At 66.1% G+C, this 18,736-nt stretch carries 17 protein-coding genes; 1 reads left to right on the top strand and 16 read right to left on the bottom strand.

The features are described 5' to 3' along the window. Positions 1-28: 28 nt before the first annotated feature. From JOF56_RS29225 to JOF56_RS29170, 12 genes are all read right to left on the bottom strand, one after another. Positions 29-673 (bottom strand): hypothetical protein, encoded by a 645-nt coding sequence (locus tag JOF56_RS29225; protein WP_209642694.1) that lies wholly within the window; start codon positions 671-673, stop codon positions 29-31. Continuing rightward, positions 670-1,161: an Rv1363c family protein gene (locus tag JOF56_RS29220; RefSeq protein WP_209642693.1), complete on the bottom strand. Its 492-nt coding sequence runs from the start codon at positions 1,159-1,161 to the stop codon at positions 670-672. The genes JOF56_RS29225 and JOF56_RS29220 overlap by 4 nt, the downstream gene beginning before the upstream one ends. After that, entirely contained in the window at positions 1,158-2,348 is a 1,191-nt protein-coding gene (locus tag JOF56_RS29215) for an MlaD family protein (protein ID WP_209642692.1), read from the bottom strand. Before JOF56_RS29215 ends, JOF56_RS29220 begins: the two co-directional genes overlap by 4 nt. Further along, complete coding sequence (locus tag JOF56_RS29210) at positions 2,348-3,403, bottom strand: MCE family protein (protein ID WP_209642691.1); 1,056 nt, start codon at positions 3,401-3,403, stop codon at positions 2,348-2,350. The genes JOF56_RS29215 and JOF56_RS29210 overlap by 1 nt, the downstream gene beginning before the upstream one ends. Next, a complete protein-coding gene (locus tag JOF56_RS29205) occupies positions 3,403-4,509 on the bottom strand; it encodes an MCE family protein (protein WP_209642690.1) in 1,107 nt (368 codons plus the stop codon). Before JOF56_RS29205 ends, JOF56_RS29210 begins: the two co-directional genes overlap by 1 nt. Beyond that, entirely contained in the window at positions 4,506-5,516 is a 1,011-nt protein-coding gene (locus JOF56_RS29200; protein WP_209642689.1) for an MCE family protein, read from the bottom strand. The genes JOF56_RS29205 and JOF56_RS29200 overlap by 4 nt, the downstream gene beginning before the upstream one ends. After that, positions 5,516-6,532 (bottom strand): MCE family protein, encoded by a 1,017-nt coding sequence (locus tag JOF56_RS29195; protein WP_209642688.1) that lies wholly within the window; start codon positions 6,530-6,532, stop codon positions 5,516-5,518. Before JOF56_RS29195 ends, JOF56_RS29200 begins: the two co-directional genes overlap by 1 nt. Beyond that, positions 6,529-7,737, bottom strand: coding sequence for an MCE family protein (locus JOF56_RS29190; RefSeq protein ID WP_209642687.1), 1,209 nt, complete (start codon positions 7,735-7,737; stop codon positions 6,529-6,531). Before JOF56_RS29190 ends, JOF56_RS29195 begins: the two co-directional genes overlap by 4 nt. Beyond that, positions 7,734-8,546 (bottom strand): MlaE family ABC transporter permease, encoded by an 813-nt coding sequence (locus JOF56_RS29185; RefSeq protein ID WP_209642686.1) that lies wholly within the window; start codon positions 8,544-8,546, stop codon positions 7,734-7,736. Before JOF56_RS29185 ends, JOF56_RS29190 begins: the two co-directional genes overlap by 4 nt. 2 nt (positions 8,547-8,548) lie before the next feature. After that, a complete protein-coding gene (locus JOF56_RS29180; RefSeq protein ID WP_209642685.1) occupies positions 8,549-9,337 on the bottom strand; it encodes an MlaE family ABC transporter permease in 789 nt (262 codons plus the stop codon). 4 nt (positions 9,338-9,341) lie between these two features. After that, positions 9,342-10,709, bottom strand: a complete 1,368-nt coding sequence (locus tag JOF56_RS29175; protein WP_209642684.1) for a DUF6801 domain-containing protein — start codon at positions 10,707-10,709, stop codon at positions 9,342-9,344. 62 nt (positions 10,710-10,771) lie between these two features. Beyond that, the gene (locus JOF56_RS29170) at positions 10,772-11,917 is read right to left on the bottom strand and encodes a DUF6801 domain-containing protein (protein WP_209642683.1); all 1,146 of its coding nucleotides are present in this window, start codon (positions 11,915-11,917) and stop codon (positions 10,772-10,774) included. Between the two features lie 512 nt (positions 11,918-12,429). On the opposite strand from JOF56_RS29170, the gene JOF56_RS29165 reads away from it, so the two are divergent. Then, positions 12,430-13,680: a PucR family transcriptional regulator gene (locus tag JOF56_RS29165; RefSeq protein ID WP_307855306.1), complete on the top strand. Its 1,251-nt coding sequence runs from the start codon at positions 12,430-12,432 to the stop codon at positions 13,678-13,680. Positions 13,681-13,700: 20 nt separating this feature from the next. On the opposite strand, the gene JOF56_RS29160 is transcribed toward JOF56_RS29165, so the two are convergent. From JOF56_RS29160 to JOF56_RS29145, 4 genes are read right to left on the bottom strand one after another with little or no spacing between them, the layout of a single operon-like run. Beyond that, the gene (locus JOF56_RS29160) at positions 13,701-15,665 is read right to left on the bottom strand and encodes an NAD(P)/FAD-dependent oxidoreductase (RefSeq protein WP_209642682.1); all 1,965 of its coding nucleotides are present in this window, start codon (positions 15,663-15,665) and stop codon (positions 13,701-13,703) included. Continuing rightward, positions 15,662-16,582 carry a polyprenyl synthetase family protein gene (locus tag JOF56_RS29155; protein ID WP_209642681.1) on the bottom strand — a complete coding sequence of 307 codons (921 nt, stop codon included), beginning with the start codon at positions 16,580-16,582 and terminating at the stop codon, positions 15,662-15,664. Before JOF56_RS29155 ends, JOF56_RS29160 begins: the two co-directional genes overlap by 4 nt. Then, a complete protein-coding gene (locus JOF56_RS29150; protein ID WP_209642680.1) occupies positions 16,579-18,096 on the bottom strand; it encodes a chymotrypsin family serine protease in 1,518 nt (505 codons plus the stop codon). Before JOF56_RS29150 ends, JOF56_RS29155 begins: the two co-directional genes overlap by 4 nt. 32 nt (positions 18,097-18,128) lie before the next feature. Continuing rightward, entirely contained in the window at positions 18,129-18,719 is a 591-nt protein-coding gene (locus JOF56_RS29145) for a hypothetical protein (protein WP_209642679.1), read from the bottom strand. Between the last annotated feature and the right edge of the window lie 17 nt (positions 18,720-18,736).

The following is an 18,736-nucleotide window of genomic DNA, read 5'->3' as shown; positions in this document are numbered from 1 at the left end:
GTCTCCCCGACAGACATCCACGAGGCCTTTATCGTGGTACGAGAGCCGTGATCTTCCATTCCCCGTTCTGGCGTTCGGCGGTGACGCTCAACGCCGCAGCGCTTCCGCTGGTCTTGCCGGTGTCCACGCGGGTGGCGACCTGGTCGAGGAACACGAGCAGCTCGGCGCGGTCACCCTCGATCGACTTCACGCCCGCGGTGGTGACCTTGGTGGCCAGGACGAGTTTCTGGGCCGGCGCCTGGGCCTTGACCTGCTCGATCAGCTTGTCGTATTCGCTGATCGCAGTGCCGGCCAGCACTTGCCGCGCCGCCGCGGTGGACTCGTCGAGCTTGTCGTAGCTGAACGAGAAGATCTTCTCCAGCGCGCCCTTGACCTGCCCGTTCACCTCGGTCATCGCCTGCGTGTCCACACCCTGCTCGGTCGTGGACTGCGCCTTGACCAGGAAGAACACGCCCAGCCCGGCCAGCACGGCGGCCGCGATCACCAGGACCAACGGCATCCTGGAACGCTGGGGCGGAACCTCGTCATCAGCGACATCGACGACGCCGTCGGGCTCATCGACAGGCGGGTCCTCCTGCACCACATCTGGCTCAGACGGCGCGGCGGACGGCCGGGGACGGTTGTGGCCGGCGACTTTGGGCCGGCGAACACGCTTTTGCTGCTTCACGGTCATGACGCACCCACCGCGACCGAGCGCAGCGAGCTGAGCTTCCAGCCGGACTCCGTCCGGTCAAGCCCGGCTTCGAACCTGTTGCGCTTGACCGCCGATGAGCCGTCCGCTGGTGTCACGGTGATCTCCACAGCGGCGATGACCTGCGCGCTGTTCTGGTCGAGCTCGGTCACGGCCGCGTCCACGACCTTGCCCACAGTCGTGGACTTGCCGGCTTCGAGCTGCTTGCGGCTGTCGTCGCGGCCCTGCAGCAGGCTGTCGCGCAACGCGCCGGTGGACGACTCCACCCAGCGGTTGAGGCCCTCGTCGATCTGCCGGTAGTCCAAAGTGGTCAGGTTCGCGATGCCCTGCTCCCCCACCCGCAACACCTCCTGCCGTGTTTCGGCGTACGAACCCTCGGTATCGGCCGCGCGCAGCCACGACCAGCCGAACCACCCGGCGAACGCGGCGGCCGCGACCACCAGGGCGATGGCGAACACCTTCTGGGTCACCGGCCACCTCCAAGAACCTGCGTCAGCGATGTCGGCCCGGACTGGACCGGCGCGAGCGCGACGAGCGTGGGCTCGTTCGGCACCGGCCCGCCCTTCGGCGCGTTCTGCGAACCACGCACCAAGCTCGGGTTGCCCTTGGGCAACGTACACCGCGCGGCGGTGTTGAACGGCGCGGGCGAGATGTCGTTGCCTGGCCGGTACACCGTGCTCTCGTAGCCCTGCCGGCATGGTGGCGGGTTGTTGAAGGTCAGCGTCAACGCCAGGTTCGTCGTCCCGTCGGCGTTGATCACCCGGTAGCCGTTGTTGACCGCCTGCGGATACAAAGCGAGCAGTTGCTCGAACGCGGCACCGCGAGTCGAGAAGACCTGGGCCGGGGTCAGCAGATTGGCCAGCACCACACCCACTCCGGTGCCCGACTCCCGGATCAGCCCGCTGATCTCGTTGGACATCTGGGGCGTCACGGTGATCAGCTTGCGCAGGTCGCCGTCGGACTTGCGCAGCTGCTCGGCGAACAGCTGGGCGTCGGAACTGAACTGCTTGATCGACGATCCGAGGTTCTCCTGGGTCAGCAGGACCGCGCCGCCGTCGTCGATCAGCTTCTGGGTCTGCGGAAGGTACTGGGACGCGGTCTGGATGAAGGAGTCCTGGTTGGACAGCAGCACCTGCAGGTCCTCACCACGGCCACGGAACGCGTCGCTCATCTCGTCGACCACGGTCCGCAGCGAGTCCAACGGGACCGACGCGATCAGACTGTCCAAATCAGACAGGACCGTGTGCACCGGCATCGGCGTCCTGACCCCGGTGATCACCGCGCCGTCGGCCAGATAGGGCCCTTTCTCCGAGCGGGGCCGCAGGTCCAGGTACTGCTCACCGACCGCGGAACGGTTGGCGACCACGGCGTCGAGATCCACCGGGATCTCCGGCGCGTCCGGCTCCATCCGCAGCTCGACTTCGATGCCGTCGTCGGTCAGATGCATCGGCCCGACACGCCCCACCCGGACTCCGCGGTAGGTCACCTCGGCGTTGGTGAACAGCCCGCCCGACTCGGCCATCCGCACCTTGAGCAGCATGCCCCGGCCACCGAACAGCTGGTCCAGACCGGCGTAACTGGCGCCGACGTAACTGATGCCGACCAGGGCGATCACCACGAAGATGATCACCTGGAGCTTGATCCGGCGGGTCAGCATCAGCGGCCTCCACCTGGCAGGACGGGTGCGTCCATCGGCCGCAACGGCACAGCGGGCGCATCGGGGTCGGGTGGTGACGAGGGCGGTGGCAGTTCGACGAACGCGTTCAAGTAGTCACCCTTGATGGCCTGGCCGGCGATATCGGTGAACGGATAGGTCAGCAGCAGCTCGAACGACTGTGGCAGCTTCTCCCCCGCGTCGGCCAGCGCCTGCAGGGTCGGCGCGAGTGCCTTGAGGTCCGCGACGATGTCGTCCTTGGACTGTTTCACCGTGTCCACGGCCACCGCCGACAGGTGGTCGAGCGACTTCAGCATCCCGACCAGTTCCTCACGCTGCTGGGTGAGCACGCCGAGGCCCGGCCCGAGATCCTGCAGCACACCGCTGATCCGCCCGCGCTGCGCGGAAACCGTGGCGGCCAACCGGTTCAGGCTGGTCAACGCCCGGGTGATCTCGTTGCGGTGGGTGTCCAGCTCGCCGATGAAGCTGTCCATGTTGGACAGCAGCGACCTGATGCCGGTCTCGTTGCCCTCCAGTGCGTTGTTCACTTCCCGGGCGATCTGCTGGAACTGGGCGACGCCACCGCCGTTGAGCAGCATCGACATCGCCCCGAAGACCTCTTCGATCTCGGCGTTGCGGTTGGTGCGTTCCCGTGGGATCACGGCGTTGTCGGCGAGTTTCCCGGACGCGGACTCGATGGTGGGCGCGCGCAGTTCGACGAACTTCTCACCCAGCAGGCTCGACTGACGCACGGCCGCGGCCGCGTTGGCGGGCAACGCGACATCGCCGTTGACCAGCAGGACCACCTCGGCCGTCCAGCCGTCCTCGCCCACGTCGATCTGGTCGACCCGGCCGACCGGCACGTCGTTGACCTTCACGCCCGCCTGCGGCACCAGGTCGAGCACGTCCGCGAACTGCACCCGGACGCGGTAGGGATGATCACCGAGGTCCGCGCCGCCGGGCAGCGGCAGGTTGTAGACACCGTTGAACCCGCCGGCCCCGCACCCCGAGACCAGCAGCACCGAGACCAGCACGGTGGCAGGCAGGAGAACCCGCATCAGCCGCCTCCCTCCGACGTGTACTGCTCGCCCATCGGCTGGAACAGCAGCGGCGGGCCGCCGGTGCCGGGCTTGAGTTCCTTGCAGTCCGGCGACAACGATGTGACCGGCCCGGTCGGGGGCGTGACGTTGCAGGCCACCATCGAGCCGGGATCGTAGAACTCCGGCAGGTTCACCCGTCCCTCCAACGCGCCCGTCTTCGGGTTGATCGCGTTGTTGAGGTTCTCGACCGCGTTCGGCGCGACGTCCAGTGCCTCGGCAAGCGAAGCCCGTTGGTCGACAAGAACCTTGGTGATCCCGGTCAGCTTGTCCACGTTGGACTTCAGCGCGTTGCGGTTGTCCTTGATGAAGCCCCGGACCTGTTCCAGGGCGACCGCGAGTTCAGCCAGTGCACCGCCGAGGTCCGCGCGTTCCGCCGCCAGGGAAGCGGACACTTCACGCAACTGCTTGGTGAACTGCACGACGGTCTTGTCGTTGCGCGCCAGCATGGTCGTGAACTGCTGCAGGCCGTCGACCGTGCCGAAGAGCTGGTCCTTGGCTCCGGCCAGGGTCTTGGACGCGTCGGCGAACTGCTTGATCGTCTCGCCGATCAGCGCGCCGTTGCCCTTGGTGTTGGCCGCCATCACGTCCAGCAGCCGGGAGAACTCGCCCTTGGAGTTGGCGCCGTCCGGGCCGAGCGCGGTCGACAGCTTGCTCAGGCTCTTGTAGAGATCATCCAGCTCGACCGGGGTCACGGTCCGTTCGACCGGGATGGTGGCGCCCGACTCCATCCGTGCGCCTCCGGCATAGGCGGGTGTGAGCTGCACGAACCGGTCGCTGACCAGGCTCGGTGCGACCACCACGGCCGAGGCAGACGCGGGGATCCACCGGTCGGAGTCGATCGACAGCTCCGCCCGGACCTGCCGCCCGGCCGGCGTCACCTCGACGACCGTCCCGACCGGCACACCGAGGACTCGCACCGTGGAGCCCTCGTACAGTCCGACGGCCGAGGAGAAGTACGCCGTTACGCGCATTCCGCCGCGCGGCTTGAAGACCAGGTACGTCACCGCGGTCAGCGCGAGCGCCAGCACGGTCACGATCGTCATCGCCCGCAGGCCCCGGCTCATTTCGCCCCCTTCGGCGGCATGCAGCTGCCGTCCCTCGGATCGGTGTCCGGTGGCGAGCCGACCGGCGGGAGGAGGCCGCATACGTACATGTCCATCCACCTGCCGTTGCCGCCCACGTTGCCCAGCATCCGGTAGTACGGCCCGGCTATCGCCAGGCTCTTGTTCAGGTTGTCCTGGTTGCGTTGCAACACAGCGTTCACGCGGTCCAGCTGCTCCAACGCGGGCCGCAGTTGCGCGGTGTTGTCGGCGACCAGCCCGGTGAGCTCCGCGGACAGTTTCCGCGTGCCGTCGAGCAGGGAGCTGATCGCGTCCCGCCGTTTGTGGATCTCACCGAGCAGCAGCCCACCGTCGGACAGCAGTTTCTCCACCTCGGAGTTGCGGTCGGCGAACGTCTGGCTGATCTGCTGCGTGTTGGCGAACAGCCGTGCCAGCTCCTCATCGCGCGAGGAGATCGTCTTCGACAGCGCCGACAGCCCTTCCAGCGCCGACCGGACCTGCTGGGGAGAATCCTGGAAGGTGTCGGCCAGCGTGCCCAGTGCCTGCGCGAGTTTGCCGGTGTCGATCTCGTTGACGGTGTGCGCCAGCTGGTCGAACACCTCGTTGATGTCGTACGGCGAGGACGTCCGGCTGATCGGGATCGGCTTGCCCGGGTCCTGCTTGGCGGTGCCCTGCGGGTCGACCGCCAGGTACTTCGAGCCCAGCAGGGTCTTGATCCGGATCGCGACCGTGCTGCGGTCACCGATCCAGGCGTCCTTGACGCGGAAGCGGACCCGGATGTGGTCGCCTTCGAGGTCGACTTCCTTGACCGTCCCGATCTTCACGCCCGCGGCACGCACTTCGGTCCCCGAGATCAGGCCGGCGGCCTCGTTGAACTGCGCGGTGTAGGTCGTGCCGCCGCCGATGATCGGCAGCTCGTCGGAGTAGAACGCGGCCAGCCCGATCAGGGTCAGCACGATCATGCTGATCGACCCGACCATGACCTGGTTGCGCTCCTGGAACGACTTCATCACAGACACCTCCGCAGCACCGGCCGCGGGCCACCGGCCGGCAACGGCAACCCCGGGTCGGGGCTTGCTTTGGCAGAGCACAGGAAGGCGTTCAGCCAGGAGCTGTAGCTCACTGTGCGGCCGATGCTCTCCATCTTGCCGGGCAGGTTGCGCAGCGCGGAGTCCACGACTTCGTCGTTCTCCGCCAGGTTCTTGGACACCTGGCCGAGTGCGGAGATGCTCTCCTTGAGCGGTTGCCGGCTCTCCCCGACCAGACCGGCCGTCGCCCCGGCGAGTTCGTCGAGCGAGCTGATCGCCTCGCCGATCGGCCGGCGGTCCTTGGCGAACCCGGTCACGAACTGCTGCAGCGTGGTGATCAGGCCGCTGAGCTGGTCACTGTGGCTGTTGACGGTGTCCAGGACGTTGTTGAGGTTGCCGATCACCTCACCGATCACCTTGTCCTTGTCGGCCAGCGTCGAGGTCAGGGACGCGGTGTGCCGCAGCAGGCTCTCCACCGTGCCGCCTTCACCCTGCAGGACCTGGATGATCTCGTGGGACAGCTTGTTGACGTCGTCCGGCGACAACGCCTGGAACAACGGCTTGAAACCGTTGAACAGGACCGTGAGGTCGAGCGCCGGTTTCGTGTGTTCCAAGGGGATCTCCGACCCCGGCGGCAGGATCTCGTTCACCGGGCCCACACCTCGTTCCAGCGAGATGTAACGCTGGCCGATCATGTTGCGGTACTTGATGGTCGCGGTGACCGACACCGGCAGCTTGCGGCGGGCATCGAGGGAGAACTCGACGTGCGCCACCCGCTTGTCGACCAGTTCGATCGTCTCCACCTGGCCGACCCGTACCCCGGCGATCCGCACGTCGTCGCCGACCGACAGGGACGTCACGTCCTCGAACCTGGCCGAGTACTCCTGCGACGGCCGCAGGTCGACGTTGGCGATGGTCAGGCCGAGCAGCCCGGTGGAGGTGACCGTCACCACGGCGAAGATCCCCAGTTTGATCAGCGGCGCGACAATGCTTCTCATCCGGCTGACACCTCCGCTCCCCGAAACAGCGGGCCGACCAGCAGGCTGCTCCACTGAGGGACTTCCGCCGGCTGCACCTTCAACGCCGGTGCCAGCACGGTGGCCAGCATCTGTTCCTCGGCAAGCGAGTTCGCCAGTTGCGTGTTGGCGACCGGCTTGAAAGGCACCTTCTTGGGGCCGTAGCAGGTCGGGCCGGGCCTGTCGTCGTAGACGGGGTCGTCCTTGCCGGGGATGTACTTGCCGCGGTCGTACACGAAGGGGCCCTTGACATGCAGACCGCCGTCGGCGAACGCCAGGTCCACCCTGGGTTTGAAGTCCGCGACCGCGGTCAGCAGGCAGGCGTACTCGGGGGCGTACTTCGCCAGCAGTTCGAGGGTCTTCTGGCTGGTGTCGGCCAGCGAGATGATCGTGTTCTTGTTCTGGCCAAGGAACGTCGTCAGGTCCGAGCTCGCGCGGCCGAGGGTCTCATACAGCGCGAACAGGGAATCCCGCTGGTAGACAATGGTCTTGCTGGTGACGGTGAAGTCCGACAGCGCCTGGATGAAGTCGTCGGCCGCGTCGCCGTAGGTGTCGGCGACCGCGGCGAACCGGGTGATGTCCTCTTTGATCTGTGGCATCTGCGGGTTCAGCTCACCGACGTACTGTCCTACCTGGACCAGTGTCTTGCCGAGGTTCTCACCGCGACCGTCGAGCGCCTGCGACAGCGCCGTCAGCATCTCCGAGAGTTTCTCCGGGCGCACGGACTGCAGCAGCGGCAACAGGTTGTTCAAGACGCGTTCCATCTCCACGGTCGCCGCCGACTGATCGTGGTTGATCACGTCACCGGCACCGAGCTTGCCGTCCGGGTGGTCCGGCAGCGTCAGGCTGACGTACCGCTCGCCGAACAGTGTCTTGGGCAGCAGGCGTGCGGTGACGTTCTTCGGGATCCGGTCCAGTGTGGCCGGGTCCATCGCCAGTTTGAGCACGACCCCGTCGCCGTTGCTGCTGACCGACCGGACGCGGCCCACGTTGATACCACGGAGTTTCACGTCGGCGTCGCTCTGCATCTGGTTGCCGACCTGGCCGGTGTGCAACGTGACCATGGCGTCGTCGGAGAACATGTCCGTGTAGATCGCGACCGTCAGCGCCAGGAAACTCGACACGATCACGACGTAGACCAAGCCAAGCAACCGCATGCTGGTCTTCTGGTAGCGCTCCTCGGTCATCCCGCGATCCTCACCGTGGTCTCGGTGCCCCAGATCGCCAGGCTCAGGAAGAAGTCCAGGATGCTGATCGCCACGATCGACCATCGCACCGCACGGCCTACCGCCATCCCGACACCGGCCGGGCCACCGGCAGCGCGGTAACCGTAGTAGCAGTGCGCGAGAATGACAACCACACTGAACACGATCACCTTGACGAACGACCACAGCACATCTTCAGGCGGAAGGAACAGCGTGAAGTAGTGGTCGTACGTACCGGCGGACTGTTCGTAGAACTCGACTGTGATCGTGCGCGCCGCGAGGTACGAGGTGAGCAGGCCGATCACGTACAGCGGGATGATCGCGATGAATCCGGCGATCACCCGGGACGTGACCAGGAACGGCATGCTCGGCACGCCCATGGTCTCCAGCGCGTCGATCTCCTCGGAGATCCGCATGGCGCCCAGCTGCGCGGTGAAACCCGCGCCGACCGTCGCCGACAGCGCCAGACCAGCGACCAGCGGCGCGATCTCCCGCGTATTGAAGTACGCCGACAGGAACCCCGCGAAGGCCGACGTACCAACCTGGTTGAGCGCCGAGAACCCTTGCAGCCCAACGACTGTGCCCGTGAACACGGACATGCCGACCATCACGCCGATGGTCCCGCCGATCACCGCGAGCGCACCGGTCCCGAAGCTCACCTCCGACAGCAGCCGGATGATCTCCTTGTAGTACCGGCGCGTGGCCCGCGGAACCCACAGCAAAGCCTTGACATAGAACGCAAGCTGGTCGCCGAGCTTGCCGACCTCGTTGAGCTGCTTCTCCATCACCATCGCTACAGCCCCTTCCGCGGAACGACCTGCAGATAAATGGTGGTAAGCACGAAGTTGAGGAAGAACAGCAGAAGGAAGGTGATGACAACGGCCTGGTTGACCGCGTCGCCGACGCCCTTCGGCCCGCCCTTGGGATTCAGCCCCCGGTATGCGGCGACCACCCCGGCCACGAACCCGAACAGCACGGCCTTGATCTCACTGATCCAAAGGTCCGGCAGCTGCGCGAGCGCCGAGAACGTCGCCAGGTAGGCGCCGGGCGTGCCGCCTTGCAGAATCACGTTGAAGAAGTAGCCGCCCAGCACCCCGACAACGCTCACAATCCCGTTGAGCAGAACGCAGATCACGATCGCGGCGTACACGCGGGGCACAACCAGCCGGTGGATCGGCGAGACCGCGAGGGCCTCCATCGCGTCGATCTCCTCCCGGATCTTGCGCGATCCCAGGTCCGCACAGATCGCCGACCCACCGGCACCCGCGATAAGAAGAGCAGTGATGATCGGGCTCGCCTGCTGGATGATCGCCAGCACACTCGCCGACCCCGTGAACGACTGCGCCCCGATCTGCCGCGTCAACGACCCCAGCTGCAAGGCGATCACGCCACCGAACGGAATCGCCACCAACGCCGCGGGCAGGAGCGTCACCGACACGATGAACCAGCACTGCTGCACGAACTCCCGGAACTGAAACGGCCGCCGGAAGGTCAGCCGGAACACGTCCAGCCCCAACGAGCAAAGCCGGCCCACCTCCCGGATCCCGGCAAGCCCCTTACTGGCAAACGAAGGCATGGTCATCAGGTCATCGCCTTCCTTGCAGAGGCGGGGCGCACTCTTCTTCGGGCGGGAAGCATATGTTGGCGGCGCTGAAGGTCAGTTTCGTGAGGTTGCCGGGGCCGCTGATCAGGCCGGTGAACAGGGGGTCGAGGTCGTCGGTGACCCCGCAGCCGGAGTAGGCCGGGATGGTCATCTCGGTCTGCATGGTGCCGCCGGCGAGGACGTCCCACTCGCCGAGCACGGACTTGAGGTTCAGCACGACCGGTTCCGCGGTCTGACAGTTGGGACCGACCGGCAGCTTGGTGCCGTTGACCCGGACGTTGCTCAGGCGCAAGTGGACTTTGGCAGTTCCGGTGAACACGCCGTTGTACACGCGGCCTTCGGCTTTGCCGACGGGAATCACGGTCACGTCTGCTGTGGTGGGCACGAAGCCGAAGGCGACGAAGGAGCCGCTCGCGGTGGGCCACCTCAGGTCGCCGAACACGCCACCGCAGTAGATGTCGCCGAACTCGCCTTCGGACCAGAAGTACAGCAGGGAGCTGAGGTAGCCAGGACCCAGGTTTATCCCGGACTTCAGTTTCTTGATCTCCGAACGCCCGGAGATGTCGTAGTAGGACCAGAAGCTGTAGGAGCCCGGCGGGATTTCGCCGGTGCACGGCTCCGCGGGCGGTTCCTCCTGCTGGATACGCGGTTTGTCGGCGCGCTGCTTGATGTCCGGGACCTTGTTGGGTGCCAACGGCTTGGAAGACGACGAAGGTGGTGTGGACGGCTCAATCGTCTGGGCCGTCGGCCGCAGAACGCTGACTGAGCCGACGGCGGTGTCCTGCGCGGGATCCGGCACGCACACGACGGGAGTCACCTCGCCGGTCGGTTCCTCCAACGTCTTCACCTGAGCCAGCAACAGCTCCAGCGGGCCGAGCGTGAACGTGATCTTGCCCGGCTTCGAGCCGGTGATCTTCGTGTCCACTTTGGCCGGTAGTTCGACCGCGAGTTCGCCGGTCGCCGGGAGATCTGTCTTGGGCAACAGGCCACGAGCGGGCAGCAGGACCGGTTTGGCGTCGGCGGTGGCCTGCAGGCCGACGCCCGCGATCCCCTCGATCGAGGCGATTTCCTTCTCGCGCAACGCCGTCACGGTCTCCGGCTGGAACAGGACTTTGAGTTTGACATCCGTGGGCTGCACCGCGGTGCCGACCGGGACTGTGGTCGGCAGCGTCAACGACAGCTCCGCGGTGACGACATGGTTTCCGATCGGTGCGAGCTCACATGTGCCACGCAAGGTTTTGACGATCTCGACGAACGGTTTGGCCGGCTGCGTGGGCGCGGCCGCGCCTGCCGTTGCCAGCCCGGCGACGGTCAACGCGGCCAGTGCGACCGCCAAACCTGTGCGCTTCAAGAGAACTCCTGGACAGAGATCGACGGCGTGGCCACGTCGCAGGTGGCCACGCCGTCTTGTGATCAGCTGACGGTGATCGTGCCGAGCGCCGGGTTCTGCCCGGCGTTCAGCGTGCAGGGGACACTGAACGTGCCGAGAGCCGTCGGGGTTCCGTCGGCCAGCAGCGGGGTGAAGGTGCCGACCAGGTTCTGCCCGGCACTGATGACCAGCGTGCCCGCCGCACCGAGTGCGATGCTGGGCACCGCGGGTGCGAGGGTCGCAGTCAGGTCACCGGTCGCCGGAACGGCCACAGATGGCACCGTGCCGGGGATTCCGACCGACATCGGGGTCGCAGTTGTTGTGGTGTAGACGTTGTCGGCATCCGCCACGCCCTTGCCCGACACTGTCGCGGCGGAGTTGGCGCGGAGCACATCGACAACCGATGAGGGCAGAGTCGCCGCGATCGACAGGTTCGGCTGCAACCTGCCGTTGACCGCACCGGTGGCCGGAATGCTGCCGGTGATCCGGCCGCTGACATTCACCGGGCCGCTCTGCGGGAAATTGCAGCTGTAGACGAGGGTCTTGTCGATCGGCCCGGTCGGCGACGTACCGGTCGCCGGCGGCGTCACGCTGGTGCCACCCACAGGAATCGTCGCGAGCGACAGATCCTGTGCCGGCGTGGTCGCCTTCACCGTGCAGGGCACGTTAAGCACACCGAGCGCGGTCGGCGTACCGTCCGCCTTACGGGTGTCGACCTTTGCGGTAAAGGTGGTTCCCGCCTTGATGACCGCCGTGCCGGGCTCGTAGACAATAAAACTCGGCGTCGGTCCGGTGATGCTGACCGGCATTGTGGGCGGCGGCGAGGCGGGCGGTGGAACATTTTGCTTCGCAATTTTAAGACCCGAAATACCGAGGGTCAAATTCTTGCCGCCATAGCTCATGTCGACATCGGCAACGGCCGTTCCCTCGGTGGTGGCCGTCTGGAACGCGCGCAATGCGTTGACGATAGCGCCGCTCAATGTCGCGGTGATGTTGAGGTCACCCGGGGTGATCCGGGCGCCGGCCGTCCCGGAATCCGGGAAGGTGATGTTGACCGTCGCGGCCACGTCCTGCGCACCGACCAGCGGAAAGGTACACCTGTACGTCAGATTCTTGGTGACCACGCCAAGCGTGCCGACAGCTTGCGCGCTGCCTACCGACAGTCCCGTGGCCGCCACCGCGGCAGTCACGACAACTGCGGCAAAACGTCTCCCGGAAAATCTCAGGCGGATTGACTTCATTATCTATCTACCTCCTCAGGCTCTCACCGGCAGGGCGGCGAGAACATGTGCCCCGGCTTTTGATTCACACGGCAGACCTACCAGCGAGTAGGTTACTTCGGTTGCACAGGCGTAACAAGAGGCAGCTAAATGTCCCCTTGCGCGGGACAAAACTTGTCACAAGACTGAGAAAACCGCAGGTCAGGCTTGTTACCCCGATGCGCCACCCCGACCGGGGAGTAAAGGTTTGTCGGCCGTTCAGCCGATAGCTGTCCGCCAAGAGCCAGCCAATGTGGACAAAGTTGTCATCCGGGTGACAGCCCGGCACCCGTTAGGCCGAATGGTGCCCACAGGCCGATGGAGCAGCTGGTGAGCCGTTGACAGCCAAGGTTGCGCCAAAATATAGTGCGCGAGTTATAACTATTGGGCGATATCAACGACGATACGACAGGTTTCTGTTGCCCGCTCAAAAGGATGCCGCCGTGACCGACACAGGTGCTCGCCGGACCGCAACCGCGCCGCTACCGCACCTGGGGTCCTTGATGCCCCCGCGCACGCCCGCCTCGACCGCGAGGATATGGGCGACCCTGCCCCGCGAGCTCGCGAGCCTCTTCCGGCCGCGCGCCGCCGAGGTCGCAGTCGCTGTGGTGCAAGAGATCCGACGGTCCATTCCGGAGTATGCGCGCCTGCTGGAAGGCCCGTTCGGGCCTGTGGTGACCGGTGGGGTCGAAGAGGCGATCGCGCAGTTCATCGACCGGCTCGCCGATCCGGGCGGACCACGCGACGACCGCGCGAAACTGTTCCGGCACTTGGGCAGGCTCGAGGTCGCGCAGGGCCGCAGCGTGGACACACTGCAAAGCGCGTACCGCATCGGCGCACGCGTGGCATGGCGCCGGATCGCGGAGTTCGGCCAGGCGGTGAACCTGCCGGTGGTGACGATCTGCCAGCTGGCCGAAGCCATATTCGACTATATAGACGAGATCTCCGTGCTGTCGCTGGAGGGTTTCGCCTCCGCACAGGCCAGGGCGGCCGGCGCGCTGGAACGCAGACGCAGACGCCTGCTCGAGCTCATCCTGTCCGAGCCGCCCGTCGCGCCGCAGACGCTGAGCGACCTCGCCGCGACCGCGAACTGGGCAGTTCCGGCGAAAGTGGTCGTGGTCGCGTTGGAACGCCGCGACGACGGGTTCGAGCTGCCGTCGTTCGACGAAGGTGTGCTGGACGACCTCGAAGCCGCCGAGCCGTGCCTGGTGGTCGACGCCGAAAGCCAGATACTTCGTTGTCTGCACGAACAACTTCCGGGCTGGCGCGTTGTAATCGGGCCTCCCGTGGTCCTTTCCGAGGCGCGCACGTCACTCCGCCTGGCTCGCAGGGCACTTGTCCTTGTCCAACGTGGCCTGATTGCGGACGAACCGGTTATCCGGTGCGAACGTCACTTGTCGACACTGTGGCTACTCACCGACGAATTCCTGGCCAGGGAGCTCGCCGAGCGCACGTTGCAGCCGCTGGCCGGGCTGACGGTCAAGCAGCGTGCCCGGCTCAGCGAGACCCTGCTCGCCTGGCTGGAGACCAGCGGATCGGCGCCCGAGATCGCCGGGCGCCTCAACGTCCACCCGCAGACCGTGCGCTATCGCCTCCACCAGCTGGAAGCGCTCTTCGGTCCCAGATTGAACGATCCGGACGACCGCTTCCACATGGAGATCTCCCTGCGCGCCATGCGCCTGCTGCCGAACTGAGCCGCCGCAACCGGTTCCATTCAGGACGGTAAAGCGGGCTCGCCCAGTGTGCCGGCGAATTTCGTCAGGATCAGGCGGGACACCGAGTTGGGCACCGATGCTGTCGCTTCGTGCGTCGCGTGCCAGGCGGTTCGTGCCTCCTTGGACGTGACGGTCAACGCCGCCGACCTCAAATCGGGATCCTGCTGAAGAGTCCGCGCGGTCAGAACGCGATCGGGCAGGAGTGCGGGAAGGGCCGAGACCTTGCTCGTGAGCAGGGCGTTCAAGGTGGCGTCCAGCCGAGTACGTTGGCCGCGGACGGCGAGTATGTCCTCAGTGTGGAGAAACATATGCCCCAAAACGGTTCCGTACGCGCGCAGTGCCTGCCCGGTCCCCGGTGAGACCTTGCCGAGTTCGGCGCCGATCCGCAGGGGGAATTCGAAAAGGGCCGCGAACACGTCGCGTGCGCCGGCCGAGCCGGTGGTGGTCAGGGATTCGGCCCGCAACGCGGCCAGTTCGGCCAGCCAGTCGGCGAAGGCCCAGGAAATCTCCGGGTGGAATTCGGCCACCAGGCGCGAGGCCTGGCTCAGCAGGTAATCGCTGGCCAGTACGCAGGTGGCCGATTGCCAGTCGACACCGCGGTCGCGGCGCGTCGGTGCGGCCGAGCCGAGTAATGCCATTGTGCCGAGGAAAGCCAGTTCGATCGCGGCGCCCATGCTGGCGTGGCCGGCTGCCGGTATGGCTCCATCGGCGAGTATGGCGGCGAAAAGGAGGACTGCGGGCCGGATCCGGTACTCGGTCGAGGCTGCGCCGGTGACCAGAAGCCGAGCGAGGAACGGCCACTCGTGGCGCACTGTGGTGACCGCGACCTCGTCACAGGCCAAGAGAAACGGCATCAACAGTGGTGTTACGCCACTTGGCAGAGCCAGCGGTTCGGCTCCGGCCAGTTCGGAGAGTCCTTCCGGCAGCAGGATTGCCCGGCGGCCCTTGACAAAGAAGGCGCTGTCGCTGCCCGCACTGGCGGCAAGCACGCGCCAGGCAAGGTGATAGCGCCGCGCCGCGTGGCGAGCGGTCTCGAAATAGCCGACGAAGGTCGCGCTCAGGTCGCGAGCGTATATACGTCTTGCAGCAGCCGGATCGCCGATGTGCGCGGCAATGCACCGAGCGGCGATCAGGCCACTTTGGATCGCGGAGCTCATGCCCTCCCCGGTGAACGGGTTGACCAGTCCGGCCGCGTCGCCGACGCGGAGATCACCGGCATCCGGGTCCGGGCTGAATCCACTGTTGACCGGTCCACTGATGACCGGCCCGAGCGGACGGCCCGGCTCGGCGATGCCAAGCGCGGCGAGCGCATCGTCCAGAAGCCGTGCCGGCTCCAGCGACGCGGCGGTACCGCCCATCACGGTCACGCCCACCGTGTAGTCGCCATCAGCACCAGGAGCGAGCCAGGCACACGCCGGTTGGCTCCGCGGATCGGAATCGTCGGGCGTGAGCAGCCGCAGGATGATGCGCGACGATACGGCCCCGGTGAACCGCCGAGCACAGCTGAGCCCCGCACCGTGCGCCGAGCGACCCTGTTGGACAGCACCAACTGCGGTGACGACATGTTCGGCGTGCACAACCTGGCGCCCGTCGATGATCGCCTCGTGCCCGTCCCACGATTCCACGGTGCCGCGAACGTACTCGGCGCCTGACTCGATCGCGTGCGCGAGCAGCCTGGCTTCCAAAGACAGCCGGCTCTCGACAGTGAAGCCGGCGTCGGGCAACAGATGCCGGGTCCCGGCGTCGAACCACAGCTCGACCGGACGCATCTGGTTCGAGGCCGTCACGCCAATCGAGCGAAGGCTGTGCCACGCTGGAGCGCTGAGCAGCAGATCATGGTCAGATCGCGCGGGTGTTGCGCGGTCGACAAGTAAGGTACGCACTCCTTGCCGGGCCAAAGCAGCAGCGGTCACCGCGCCGGCCGGGCCGGCGCCCACGACGAGCACCGTTACCTGTCGGCTCATTGGCGGCCCTGCCAGCTTGACTCGGCCATGGCCTGCAGCTCGTGGCGGGCCGGATGCGCGGGCGTTTCAGCCAATGCGGCCAGAGCGCGTTGATAGTGGGTAGTCGCGAGCTGTGTCGCGGCGGCCAGACCACCCCGGGCAGCGACGAGCGACCGGACGGTGTCCAGGTCGGATTCGGTCAGCGATGGGGCCAGGAGTAGCCGACCTAGCTCACCGGACGAGTCCGCGCGTAACGCATACAGGGTCGGTGCGCCGAACAGGCCCAGCAGGTGGTCGGTGCCGCGTGGCTTGTCCTGATCCGCAGCCGCCAGGTCCAGACAGTCGTCGAGGACCTGGAACGCGATGCCGAACTCGGTGCCGAACCGTGCCAGTGCGTGCCGGGCTCCGTCATCAAGCCGGGCCTCACCGGCGCCGAGCAGGCAGCAAAGCCGGAACAGCGACCCGGTTTTGCGCCGGACCAGCTCCAGATAGTCACCTATGGGCAGTTCGGTGTCGAAACCGCGCTCCACGTCGAGCAGTTCGCCAAGGCTGAGTTCGGCGACAGTACGGCTCACCGCGATGCTCACTCCGGCACCGAGTTCGGCGGCTTCGGCGCCAGCCGCCGCGAGACATGCGAGTCCGGCCAGCATCGCCAGGTCGGCGCCGACGACGACATGCACTGCGGGATTCCCCCTGCGGACCGTGGCACGGTCGATCACGTCGTCGTGCACCAGGGATGCCAAGTGCACCAATTCGACCACCGCGCCAAGCCTGGCTACCCGGTCCGAATCAGCGGACCCATATCCGGCGCAGGCGGTGAGCATGGTCGAGCGGAGCTGTTTGCCGGGTCGTTCCACCAAACCGCTGACCGCGTCACGCAATACCGCGGGCAAACCTGCGACCAGGCGGGCCAAATGCCCGCGTACCGCAGTGGTCATCTTTGGCCGGACGAGAACGTGTACGAACCGTCCAGTTCAAGATCAGGAATTGCCAGCAGATGCAGGCGCACCCGGTTATAGACCGCAAGATCATCCATATACGTGATCAGTTGCCTGCGGTTCATGCCGAGAGCGGGCGTGAGGACCTGGTCGAACAACACCCACAGAACATCCTTTTCCGCCGCGGTCACCAGTTCCGGCGAAAGACCGGCGAACATGTGCCGGACGTCGTCGAGATGCCCTTGGTTCAGCGCGACCGTGGAGTTCGGGTCCGCGAGCACGGATGCGACAACCGCCCGATATCGGTCGTAGTACAGACGTGCCTGGGCGCGTTCCTCCGCAGTACCGTCGCCGACGGCTTGCAGCCGTTCGATCCCTCGCTCCATGTTCAGGTAGATCGCCTGGACGATGAGGTTGCCGGTCTTGCTCTGGCCGAGGAACTCGTCGCGTGCCTTGTCCGCGAGGTCGTTGTCGCCAGTGAGCGGCAGGTCGTAGTACGTTCCTGAGGTCGCGAGCATGCGGCATTCGACGTAGTCGATGGGTGTCGGTGTCCGGCCGTTCCCGCCTTCGCACACCACCGCACCTGAGTCGCCGGTCATCGAGAACCGTTGCGCGAAGACCAGATCCTCGAACCGGTAGCCGTTGACCACGACCGTGGCCGAGGTGTCCAGGATGAAGCTCGACGTGTATCCCGTGCTGCGGCCGACTTTCTCGATCGGCCTGCCCACCACGGCGGGCGCGGTCGAATTCGGTGTCAGCAGTTCGACGTCCAGCTTCCGCAGGATCGAGTCGATCTTGGCGATGAAACACGCGCCGAGCTTGCTGGAGATGAAGGCCATTCCGATCACGGGATGGGTCGGCGAGATGGGTGCCATCAGGTTACGGGCCACCGCCGTGTCGACCTCGATATCGGGCGCCAGCTGAGCGATCGCGGCGTCCACTGTGTTCGCTCCGTCGGCCTCCTTGACCAACGGGACGAACCGCTTGAGGGTGGCGACCGTGTCGTTGGCAGGCCCGCCACCGTCCTTGACACTGGGCTGCACGGTGTTCTCACCAAGGCTCGAATGCCCGAAGTTCGCCAGGACATGGTTCGCCGACAGCACGCAGATCGTCCCGTCCGTCTTGTCCCGGACCAGACAGCCCAACGTGCCGTGACTGCCGTCGACCGCGTTGCCGATACTGGATCCCTGAAGCGGTGGACGTATCCGTTCCACGATGTCGCTGACTCCGGCGCCCGCCGCCGTGCCGGAGAAGGTGAACTCGCCGGTCTCCACGACGTCGACACCGTAGCTTCGCCCGTCGACCTCCACAGTCTTCGGGAGCAGCCGTCGCCGGGATATCAACGCCTCCCGCCGTTTCTTCAGCACCATGACCACGGCCACTGGTTCGTCGGTGAGTTCGCCGCCCCGGCTACGGAAGCCCTTGGCGACACCGACCACGCCAGGATCGCTCAGGAACTGTTGCGCCAGTTCGGCTTTGGCCCGGTCCAGGGCGGCCGCGACCTCAGGTGTCATGCAAATGCTCATGTCTGTTCCCCAGCGCCCGTTCAGCGGATGTCGATCGTGGTCAGAGTCGGGTCCTGACCGTCCTTCAGGGTCAGTGTGACGAACCCGAGAAGGTTGGTGCCGGTCGGTTTCCAGCCGATCATGTCCGCGCGGGCCCGTGGGTCCATGGCGATCCGCATCGGCCCTTTGTTCCTGGGCAACGGTAGTGGGAGCGGGCTGGTGATCGCGGCCGTGCCGGTGATCAGGAAGTCGACGTCGGTCTCGGGCATCGGTGTCTGCGGGAAGGTCAGATCGACCAGGAACTGGGCGGTCAGACCGCGTGGGTCGGTCGCGGTGAGACTGCATTTCCCGGTTCCGCTCACCCGGTCTATGTTCGCTCTTCTGAGCTTGCCGACCACGTCCGCTGTGCACGTGGCCTGAACGATGATCGTGCCCACCGCGATGGGCTGGCCGTAACGGGCCACGGTCGGCAGCCTGGTGATGATCCGCGACGGCATGTCCCAGAGGATCGCCTGGCTGGCGTTGGCCCTCCAGACCAGTCCGCTGGTTGCCGCTGCCGGGCCGGCGGCAACCGTCATGAGGGCGCCGGTCGCTCCCATTATCGCGGTACGCCTGCTGATCGCAGGACTCATGTGCGCTCCCCCACTGA

The organism is Kibdelosporangium banguiense (genome assembly GCF_017876405.1).
In the GTDB taxonomy this organism is placed as follows: domain Bacteria; phylum Actinomycetota; class Actinomycetes; order Mycobacteriales; family Pseudonocardiaceae; genus Kibdelosporangium; species Kibdelosporangium banguiense.
The sequence above is the reverse complement of the archived record's forward strand: the minus strand, read 5'-3'. Positions and strand labels throughout refer to the sequence as shown.